Genomic DNA, 10,495 nt, shown 5'->3' with positions numbered 1-10,495 from the left:
GCCGCGTGGCCGGCATCGGGGCCGGACTCACCCACGGGCGTGCTCAGCCGACGGCCGGCGGGTGAGGCGGAGCCGCGGGGTGCGGGCCGGCGGGCGAAGGACCCGGCGGGCGGATCGCGGGCGCGCCCGGCTGGTCGGGCCGCAGACGATCCCGCAGGAATTCGTCGCGCTCTTTCATGGGCTCCTCGCGTTGACCAGGTACCTACCCAGTATCGGCCACGCGGCCGCGTGCAAACTCGGCCGGGGCCGGCGGCAGGCGGGCGGCGACGCCTTCGGCCGTCGGCTGAGCACGCCCGTGGGTGAGTCCGGCCCCGATGCCGCCCGAAGTGTGCACGATCACAGCAAACTTGTGAAATTAGTGGTTCCGTCAAGCGGTTGGGTAGAATCGACGCTGGGGTCGGGAAAATATCAACAGAAAACACCCATGTCGGCGATGTTGCCGACCGCCCGCTGCAGCGAATTTACGCCGCCGCCCGCTGGCGGTTAGACTTAACGAAGTTGGCATGTCAGGCGGGTATTGTCATATCGTTTTACGACTTGTCGAAACCAGTTCCAGGCCACCGTTCAGCGCTGCACGGACGAATCCTTGACGGATCGTCTCCACCTGGGGCACAGCCGATCGACAAGACCGAAGGGGCTTGAGCCCGCAACCTCCCGGGTGCGGCCCCGTCGGAGCCGCTCGTAACGGCAGCGAAGAACGTTCTGGTTGAAGGGTCAGGTGCATATGACGCCCAAGCGCGTCGGGTTATATAACCCCGCGTTCGAGCACGATTCGTGCGGGGTAGCCATGGTCGTCGATATGCACGGCCGTCGCAGCCGGGACATCGTCGATAAGGCGATCACCGCGCTGCTCAACCTCGAACACCGCGGCGCCCAGGGCGCCGAGCCGCGCAGCGGTGACGGCGCCGGCATCCTGATCCAGGTCCCGGACGCGTTCCTGCGCGAGGTCGTGGATTTCGAACTGCCCCCCGCGGGCAGCTACGCCACCGGTATCGCCTTCTTGCCGCAGTCGTCTAAGGACGCCGCGACCGCGTGCTCCGCGGTGGAGAAGATCGCCGAGTCCGAGGGCCTGGAGGTCATCGGCTGGCGCAACGTGCCCACGGACGACTCGTCGCTGGGTGCGCTGTCGCGTGACGCGATGCCCACCTTCCGGCAGGTGTTCATGGCTGGCGCGTCGGGGATGGCGCTGGAGCGCCGCGCCTACGTGGTCCGCAAGCGCGCCGAGCACGAGCTGGGCACCAAGGGCCCGGGCCAGGACGGGCCCGGTCGCGAGACCGTCTATTTCCCAAGCCTTTCCGGCCAGACCTTTATTTACAAGGGCATGCTGACCACCCCGCAGCTCAAGGCGTTTTACCTTGACCTGCAAGACGATCGGCTGACCAGCGCGCTGGGCATCGTGCACTCGCGGTTCTCCACCAACACGTTCCCGTCCTGGCCGCTGGCCCACCCCTTCCGGCGCATCGCGCACAACGGTGAGATCAACACCGTCACCGGCAACGAGAACTGGATGCGGGCGCGCGAGGCGCTGATCAAGACCGACCTGTTCGGCGACGACGTCGAGAAGCTGTTCCCGATCTGTACCCCGGGGGCCTCCGACACGGCCCGCTTCGACGAGGCGCTCGAACTGCTCCACCTCGGCGGGCGCAGCCTGGCCCACGCGGTGTTGATGATGATCCCGGAGGCGTGGGAACGCCACGAGTCGATGGACCCCGCGCGGCGGGCGTTCTATCAGTACCACGCCTCGCTGATGGAGCCGTGGGACGGCCCGGCGTCGATGACGTTCACCGACGGCACCATCATCGGCGCCGTCTTGGACCGAAATGGCTTGCGCCCCTCGCGGATCTGGGTCACCGACGACGGCCTGGTGGTGATGGCCTCCGAGGCCGGCGTGCTCGACCTGGACCCGTCGACGGTGGTGCGTCGGATGCGGCTGCAGCCCGGCCGGATGTTCCTGGTGGACACCGCGCAGGGCCGGATCGTCTCCGACGAGGAGATCAAGGCCGAGCTGGCCGCCGAGCACCCCTATCAGGAGTGGCTCGACAAGGGCCTGGTTCCGCTGGACGACCTGCCGTCGGGGGAGTACGCCCGGATGCCCCACGAGCGACTCGTCAAGCGGCAGTTGACTTTCGGCTACACCTACGAGGAGCTCAACCTGCTGGTGGCGCCGATGGTGCGCACGGGCGCCGAGCCGATCGGCTCGATGGGCACCGACACCCCGGTGGCCGTGCTGTCGCAGCGTCCGCGGATGCTCTACGACTACTTCCAGCAGCTCTTCGCCCAGGTGACCAACCCGCCGCTGGACGCCATCCGCGAGGAGGTCGTCACCAGCCTGCAGGGCACCACCGGCGGCGAGCGCGACCTGCTCAACCCGGACGAGAACTCCTGTCACCAGATCCAGCTGCAACAGCCGATCCTGCGGAACTACGAGCTGGCCAAGCTGATCCACCTCAACCCCGAAGACAAGATCAACGGGCGTCCACACGGCATGCGGTCCAAGGTGATTCACTGCCTGTACCCGGTTGCCGACGGCGGCTCCGGGCTGGCCGCCGCCCTCGAGGAGGTGCGCGCGCAGGCGTCCGCGGCGATCGCCGACGGCGCCCGGGTCATTATCCTGTCCGACCGCGGATCCGACGAGCGGCTGGCCCCGATCCCGTCGCTGCTCGCGGTGTCGGCGGTGCACCACCACCTGGTGCGCGACCGGACCCGCACCCACGTCGGCCTGGTCGTCGAGACCGGCGATGCGCGCGAGGTGCACCACATGGCCGCGCTGATCGGCTTCGGCGCGGCGGCCATCAACCCGTACCTGGTGTTCGAGTCGATCGAGGACATGCTCGACCGCGGCGACTTCAACGGGATCGACCGCAACAAGGCCCTCAACAACTACGTCAAGGCCGCCGGCAAGGGCGTGCTGAAAGTCATGTCCAAGATGGGCATTTCGACGCTGGCGTCCTACACCGGCGCGCAGCTGTTCCAGGCGGTCGGCATCTCCGAGGACGTGCTCAACGAGTACTTCACCGGGCTGAGCTGCCCGACGTCCGGGATCACCCTGGAAGACATCGCCGCCGATGTCGCCACCCGCCACAAGCTGGCCTACCTCGACCGGCCCGACGAGCGCGCACATCGCGAGCTCGAGGTGGGCGGCGAGTACCAGTGGCGCCGCGAGGGCGAATACCACCTGTTCAACCCGGAGACCGTGTTCAAGCTGCAGCACGCGACCCGCACCGGGCAGTACAAGATCTTCAAGGAATACAGCCGTCTCGTCGACGACCAGAGCGAGCGGCTGGCGTCGCTGCGCGGGCTGCTGAAATTCCGTGGCGACGTCCGGCCCCCCGTCCCGATCGAGGAGGTCGAGCCGGCGAGCGAGATCGTCAAGCGCTTCTCCACGGGCGCGATGAGCTACGGCTCCATCTCCGCCGAGGCGCACGAGACGCTGGCCATCGCGATGAACCGGCTGGGCGGCCGGTCCAACAGCGGCGAGGGCGGGGAAGACGTCAAGCGTTTCGACCGCGACCCCAACGGGGACTGGCGCCGCAGCGCGATCAAGCAGGTCGCCTCGGCCCGCTTCGGGGTGACGTCGCACTACCTGACCAACTGCACCGACATCCAGATCAAGATGGCCCAGGGCGCCAAACCCGGTGAGGGCGGCCAGCTTCCGGGCCACAAGGTGTACCCGTGGGTGGCCGAGGTGCGGCACTCCACGCCCGGCGTGGGGCTGATCTCGCCGCCGCCGCACCACGACATCTACTCCATCGAGGACCTGGCGCAGCTGATCCACGACCTCAAGAACGCCAACCCCGCGGCGCGCGTGCACGTGAAGCTGGTGTCCGAGAACGGCGTCGGCACGGTCGCGGCCGGGGTTTCCAAGGCGCACGCCGACGTGGTGCTGATCTCGGGGCACGACGGCGGCACCGGTGCGACGCCGCTGACATCGCAGAAGCACGCGGGTGCCCCGTGGGAATTGGGGCTGGCCGAGACGCAGCAGACGTTGCTGCTCAACGGGTTACGCGACCGGATCGTGGTCCAGGTCGACGGGCAGCTCAAGACCGGGCGCGACGTGATGATCGCCGCGCTGCTGGGCGCCGAGGAGTTCGGCTTCGCGACCGCCCCGCTGGTGGTGGCCGGCTGCATCATGATGCGGGTGTGCCACCTGGACACCTGCCCGGTCGGCGTCGCCACCCAGAACCCGGTGCTGCGCGAGCGGTTCACCGGCAAGCCCGAGTTCGTCGAGAACTTCTTCCTGTTCATCGCCGAAGAGGTGCGGGAGTACTTGGCGCAGTTGGGCTTCCGGACCCTCAACGAGGCCGTGGGCCAGGTCGGTTCGCTGGACACGACGCTGGCTCGGGCGCACTGGAAGGCCCACAAGCTGGACCTGGCGCCGGTGCTGCACGAGCCGGAGTCGGCGTTCATGAACCAGGATTTGTACTGCAGCTCGCGCCAGGATCACGGCCTGGACAAGGCGCTCGATCAGCAGTTGATCGTCATGAGCCGCGAGGCGCTGGATTCCGGCAAGCCGGTCCGGTTCTCCACCACGATCAGCAACGTCAACCGCACGGTGGGCACCATGCTCGGCCATGAGCTCACGAAAGCCTATGGCGGCCAGGGCCTGCCGGACGGCACGATCGACATCACCTTCGACGGCTCCGCCGGCAACAGCTTCGGCGCGTTCGTGCCCCGGGGCATCACGTTGCGGGTCTACGGCGACGCCAACGACTACGTCGGCAAGGGCCTGTCCGGCGGCCGGATCGTGGTGCGCCCGTCCGACAACGCGCCGCAGGACTACGTCGCCGAGGACAACATCATCGGCGGCAACGTGATCCTGTTCGGCGCCACCAGCGGGGAGGCCTACTTGCGCGGTGTGGTCGGCGAACGGTTCGCGGTCCGCAACTCCGGCGCCCACGCCGTGGTCGAGGGCGTCGGCGATCACGGCTGCGAGTACATGACCGGCGGCAAGGTCGTCGTCCTGGGCCGCACCGGGCGTAACTTCGCGGCCGGCATGTCCGGGGGCGTGGCCTACGTATACGACCCGGACGGCGAACTGCCGAACAACCTCAACGCCGAAATGGTGGAGCTGGAGACGCCCGACGAGGACGACGCCGAGTACCTGCACGGCGCCATCCAGGCACACGTCGACGCCACCGATTCCGCTGTCGGCCAGCGGATCCTGGCCGACTGGCCCAACCAGTGCCGGCACTTCGTGAAGGTGATGCCGCGCGACTACAAGAAGGTGCTGCAGGCGATCGCCGCGGCGGAGCGCGACGGCGTCGATGTGGATAAGGCGATCATGGCGGCCGCGCATGGCTGATCCGAGCGGCTTCCTGAAATACACGCATCGGGAACTGCCGAAGCGCCGGCCTGTCCCGCTGCGACTGCGCGACTGGAACGAGGTCTACGAGGACTTCGACGAGTCGACCCTGCGCGAGCAGGCCACCCGCTGCATGGACTGCGGTATTCCCTTCTGCCACAACGGGTGTCCGTTGGGCAACCTGATCCCGGAGTGGAACGACCTGGTGCGCCGCGGCCGCTGGCGCGACGCCATCGAACGGCTGCACGCCACCAACAACTTTCCGGACTTCACCGGGCGGCTGTGTCCGGCGCCGTGCGAGCCGGCCTGCGTGCTGGGCATCAACCAGGATCCGGTGACGATCAAGCAGATCGAGCTGGAGATCATCGACCGGGCCTTCGAGGAAGGCTTCGTGGTGCCGCTGCCGCCGGACAAGCTGACCGGCAAGAAGGTCGCCGTGGTCGGGTCCGGGCCCGCGGGTCTGGCCGCCGCCCAGCAGCTGACGCGCGCCGGCCACAGCGTGACGGTCTTCGAGCGCGACGACCGCATCGGCGGGCTGCTGCGCTACGGCATCCCCGAATTCAAGATGGAAAAGCGCGTCCTGGACCGGCGGCTGGAGCAGATGCGCGCCGAGGGCACCGAGTTCCGGGCGAACGTCAACGTCGGGGTCGACATCACCGTCGAACAGCTGCGCTCCGACTTCGACGCGGTGGTGCTCGCCGGCGGGGCCACCGCGTGGCGCGATCTGCCCATCCCGGGCCGCGATCTGGACGGCATCCACCAGGCGATGGAATTCCTGCCGTGGGGCAACCGGGTCCAGGAAGGCGACGACGTCCTCGGGGAAGACGGCGAGCCGCCGATCACCGCCAAGGGCAAGAAGGTCATCATCATCGGCGGCGGTGACACCGGCGCCGACTGCCTGGGCACCGTGCACCGGCAGGGCGCCATCGAGGTGCACCAGTTCGAGATCATGCCGCGCCCGCCGGAGACCCGCGCCGAGTCCACGCCGTGGCCGACCTACCCGCTGATGTACCGGGTGTCCTCGGCGCACGAAGAGGGCGGCGAGCGGGTGTTCTCGGTGAACACCGAGGAGTTCGTCGGCAAGGACGGCCACGTGACCGGCCTGAAGGCCCACGAGGTGACCATGCAGGACGGCAAGTTCGTCAAGGTCGAGGGTTCCGACTTCGAACTCGAGGCCGATTTGGTGTTGCTGGCGATGGGATTCGTCGGCCCCGAGCGGGCGGGCCTGCTCACCGAGCTCGACGTGAAGCTCACCGACCGCGGCAACGTCGCGCGCGGCGCCGACTTCGACACCTCGGTCCCCGGCGTTTTCGTTGCCGGTGACATGGGTCGTGGCCAGTCACTGATTGTTTGGGCGATAGCTGAGGGCCGGGCCGCCGCGGCCGGCGTGGACCGTTTCCTGATGGGTTCGACGGCCCTGCCGGCGCCCATCAAGCCGACGGCGGCGCCCCTTACGTAGTCACATCCGTCACACCAGAAACAGAAGAATTCAATTCGGCGTTTCTGCCCACGTTTGCCAGACGGTTGTTGTCTAATGGTTCGTTGTGGGCTCTGTCACAGAGTAGTCACGGGGGAGTCCCGCCAGAACGGACCGATCGCAGGAGTGGTCACTGTGCATGTCAACCCGGTACCTCGGTCGCGGATGGGGCGAATCGCCTGGTCGTGGTTACGTCACCCGGTAAAGAGCCGCGAATTTCCCGCCAAACAAGAACGGCTGATCACCGCCGAAGAGCTGATGCTCTTCGGGGTGTAGCCCCGCCTCCACCCGCGCTGCGCGGGTTTGCTCGGGATTAGCCGTCCCACAACCCTGAATCCCGGATCGCCTCGGCCAATGGCTCCAGCACGGCGGCGTCATGCGGCGGGGGAAGGTAGACGATGCCGAGCTCCAGGCCTTCGGCGCCCAGCGCCGCCGCGTCCTCGATGACCTTCTCGTAGTTGAGGTCCGGCTCCAGCCGAAGGTGGGCCGACATGGTGATCTCCTTGGGGTCCCGCCCGATGTCCGCGCACCGCGCGGCCAGGACGTCGCGCTTCTGCGCGAACAATTCGGGCGGGCCGCCGGCGAAGTTCCAGTGCTGGGCGTAGCGCGCGGTGATCGGCAGCGTGCGCTTCTCGCCGCTGCCGCCGATGCAGATCGGCGGGTGCGGGCGCTGCACGCCCTTGGGCTCGTTGCGGGCGCCCTTGAGTTGGTAGTACTTGCCGGCGAAGTCGGTGGTCTCCTCGCTCAGCAGGCTGATCAGCACCTGGCAGGCTTCCTCGAAGCGGTCGAAGCGTTCCCTGATGGAGCCCAGCTCGATGCCGTAGGCGCCCGACTCCTCCTCGTTCCAGCCGGCGCCGATCCCGAGTTCCAGGCGACCGTTGGAGATGATGTCGAGTGCCGCGGCCATGTTCGCCAGCACCGCGGGGTGGCGGTAGTGGATGCCGGTGACGAGGGTCCCCAGCCGCAGCCGCCGGGTGGCCTGGGCGAGCGCGGTCAGCGTCGTCCAGCCCTCGAGGCAGGGGCCAGTGCTGTCGGAGAAGATCGGATAGAAGTGGTCGAAGGTCCACCCCGAGTCGAAGACCTCGATGTCGTCGGCGGCCTGCCAGACGGCGAGCATGTCGGCCCAGGTGGTGTTTTGGGGTGAGGTTTTGAACGCGAATCGCATTGACCCGACGGTAGTCGGGCTTTATTAAGGGAAACTAAACTCGTTCCGCGATGACGTACACCCTGGGCCTCGACACCAAGATCACCCTGCTGGCGGCCGGGCTGATCTTCCTGCTCGCGCTGGTTCTCGGCGTCTGGAAATACCGGCAGATTATGACCTCCGACGACCACCGCGCGCACCCGTACGTCGACATCGCGCACCGCGCGGCGCTGCTCTACTCGTTCGCGACGCTGCTGCTGGCGGTGTTCGTCGAACTCAGCGCCTGGCCCACGAGGATCAACCTGACCGCGGCGGGCGTCGTCGTCTTCTTTTTCGTCGCCGCCATCCTGGGCTACATCAGCCACGGGGCGCGGCGCGACACCGTCAACCAATTCGAAAACCCCGGCCGCGGCCTCGAGGTGACGATGGTGCTGCTGATCGCCGGTGAGATCGGCGGCTCCGCCGTGCTGCTCGCCGGGTTCGTCGCCGGCCAGTTCTGATCACCGGGCCGGGCACACTGGAGCCATGGACCCGGTAACCGCCTTAAGGCAGATCGCCTATTACAAGGACCGGAGCCGCCACGACCCTCGGCGGGTGATGGCGTACCGGAACGCCGCCGACATCATCGAGGGCCTGGACGACGCGGCGCGCGAGCGGCACGGTCAGGCCAACAGCTGGCAGACGTTGCCCGGCATCGGCCCGAAGACCGCGAAGGTGATCGACCAGGCCTGGTCCGGTCGCGAGCCCGACCTGCTGGTCGAATTGCGTTCCGCGGCCGAGGATCTCGGGGGCGGTGACCTGCGGTCCGCGCTGCGCGGCGACCTGCACCTGCACTCGAACTGGTCGGACGGCTCGGCGCCGATCGACGAGATGATGGCCACCGCGTCGGAGCTGGGTCACGAGTACTGCGCGCTGACCGATCACTCGCCGCGGCTGACCATCGCCAACGGGCTGTCGCCGGAGCGGCTGCGCGCGCAGCTCGACGTGATCGACCGGTTGCGCGACCAGTTCGCGCCGCTGCGCATCCTGACCGGCATTGAGGTCGACATCCTCGAAGACGGCAGCCTGGACCAGGAGCCAGAACTGCTCGAGCGCCTCGACGTCGTCGTGGCCAGCGTGCACTCGAAGCTGTCCATGGACGCGCCGGCGATGACGCGGCGCATGGTACGCGCCGTCTCCAACCCGCACGCCGACATCCTCGGCCATTGCACCGGCCGGCTGGTCTCCGGCGGCCGCGGCATCCGCCCCGAGTCGAAGTTCGACGCCGAGGCGGTGTTCGGGGCGTGCCGCGAGCACGGCACGGCCGTGGAGATCAACTCGCGTCCGGAGCGCCGCGACCCGCCCACCCGGCTGCTGAAGCTCGCGCTGGAGATCGGCTGTGTGTTCAGCATCGACACCGACGCGCACGCGCCGGGTCAGCTGGACTTTCTCGGCTACGGCGCCCAGCGCGCGCTGGACGCGGGCGTGCCGACCGAGCGGATCGTCAACACGTGGCCGGCCGAGAAGCTGCTGGAGTGGACGGCCGCAAACTAGTCGGGTTGATGTCAGGGTTGCCCGTTGCCGCCGTCGTTTTTGAGAGGAATGACGCCGTGCCCGCCGGAGCCGCCGAGGCCAACGGTGCCCGCGTCGCCTCCGCTGTTGGCAAAAGCACCGCCATTGGCGCCGAGGGCGCCCGTCCCTCCGCCGGCACCGCCTGTGCCGGTATTGCCGGCGTAGGAGTTCAGGTTGGCGACAGCGCCACCGCCGCCGCCGCCGCCCGTGCCGGTGCTGCCGGCTCCGTTGGGACCGAAGGTAGCCAAGTTATTGAGGTTGAACGCGGCCCCGCCTATGCCTCCATCTCCGGCGGTGCCGCTGGCGATAGCCGCACCGCCGCCACCGCCCCCGCCTCCGCCCGCGGCGGAGCTCAGTACTGCGGTAGCACCCGCCCCTCCGCCGCCGCCGGCGCCGCCTGACCCGCCGCCGGGGGCACCGGCACCGCCGCCGGCGCCGGCGCCGCCGATCCCCAATGCCTGGGGAAGACCGCCAGCCGTTACCGAGGCGTTGCCGCCGTAGCCGCCGCTCCCGCCGTTACCGCCGGTGCCGCCGTCGCCCCCACCGCCGCCGGTGCCGTTGGCGCCGCCGCTGGAGTTGCCGCCGGCCCCGCCGTTGCCGCCGTGACCGCCCTGGCCGCCTTGGCCGGCAAAACCCTGGAGAAGGGTGCCGTCGGCGGCCCCGCCGGTGCCGCCGATACCCCCAACGCCCCCTGCGCCGCCGTTGCCGCCGGCGCCGGCGCGCCCGAGGAACCCGCCAGCGGCGCCGCCGGCCCCACCAGGACCGGCGTCACCGCCATTGCCACCGACACCGCCGCTTCCCCCCAGATGGGTGGGGAGGTTCGTGGCGCCGTCTGCGCCGGTGCCGCCGTGGCCGCCCAGGCCGCCGTTGCCACCCATGCCGCCCGCCCCGCCCTGCCCGCCGATCAGGGCGTGGTTCGCGCCGCCGGCCCCGCCGTGGCCGCCGGCTCCGCCATTCCCACCGGACGCGCCGGCCCCGACGATGGGGCCGGGAGGCAGCACTCCGCCGTACCCGCCGGCCC

The 10,495-nt window shown here is 69.0% G+C and carries 5 protein-coding genes and 2 pseudogenes; 4 read left to right on the top strand and 3 right to left on the bottom strand.

The features are described 5' to 3' along the window. Nucleotides 1-55: 55 nt before the first annotated feature. Nucleotides 56-178: pseudogene (locus tag AWB89_RS28520) on the bottom strand (MinD/ParA family ATP-binding protein); the annotation flags it as partial. Nucleotides 179-724: 546 nt separating this feature from the next. Between AWB89_RS28520 and gltB the strand changes: the two are divergent. Both gltB and AWB89_RS24785 read left to right on the top strand, forming a co-directional pair. Then, nucleotides 725-5,302, top strand: a complete 4,578-nt coding sequence (gene gltB, locus AWB89_RS24790; RefSeq protein WP_085104635.1) for a glutamate synthase large subunit — start codon at nt 725-727, stop codon at nt 5,300-5,302. Next, nucleotides 5,295-6,761: a glutamate synthase subunit beta gene (locus AWB89_RS24785; protein WP_085177271.1), complete on the top strand. Its 1,467-nt coding sequence runs from the start codon at nt 5,295-5,297 to the stop codon at nt 6,759-6,761. The genes gltB and AWB89_RS24785 overlap by 8 nt, the downstream gene beginning before the upstream one ends. A gap of 331 nt (nt 6,762-7,092) precedes the next feature. On the opposite strand, the gene AWB89_RS24780 is transcribed toward AWB89_RS24785, so the two are convergent. Further along, the gene (locus tag AWB89_RS24780; protein ID WP_085177269.1) at nt 7,093-7,944 is read right to left on the bottom strand and encodes an LLM class F420-dependent oxidoreductase; all 852 of its coding nucleotides are present in this window, start codon (nt 7,942-7,944) and stop codon (nt 7,093-7,095) included. Between the two features lie 50 nt (nt 7,945-7,994). Here AWB89_RS24780 and AWB89_RS24775 point away from each other — a divergent pair, with 50 nt between their 5' ends. Next, nucleotides 7,995-8,423, top strand: coding sequence for a hypothetical protein (locus AWB89_RS24775; protein ID WP_085177267.1), 429 nt, complete (start codon nt 7,995-7,997; stop codon nt 8,421-8,423). A gap of 25 nt (nt 8,424-8,448) precedes the next feature. Continuing rightward, on the top strand, nt 8,449-9,456 hold the full coding sequence (locus AWB89_RS24770) for a PHP domain-containing protein (protein ID WP_085177265.1): 1,008 nt from the start codon (nt 8,449-8,451) through the stop codon (nt 9,454-9,456). Between the two features lie 11 nt (nt 9,457-9,467). On the opposite strand, the pseudogene AWB89_RS27665 reads toward AWB89_RS24770, so the two are convergent. After that, a pseudogene (locus AWB89_RS27665) lies at nt 9,468-10,495 on the bottom strand (hypothetical protein); the annotation flags it as partial.

The sequence above is a fragment of the Mycobacterium paraense genome (assembly GCF_002101815.1).
Taxonomy (GTDB): domain Bacteria; phylum Actinomycetota; class Actinomycetes; order Mycobacteriales; family Mycobacteriaceae; genus Mycobacterium; species Mycobacterium paraense.
This window is presented reverse-complemented; position numbering and strand designations above follow the sequence as displayed.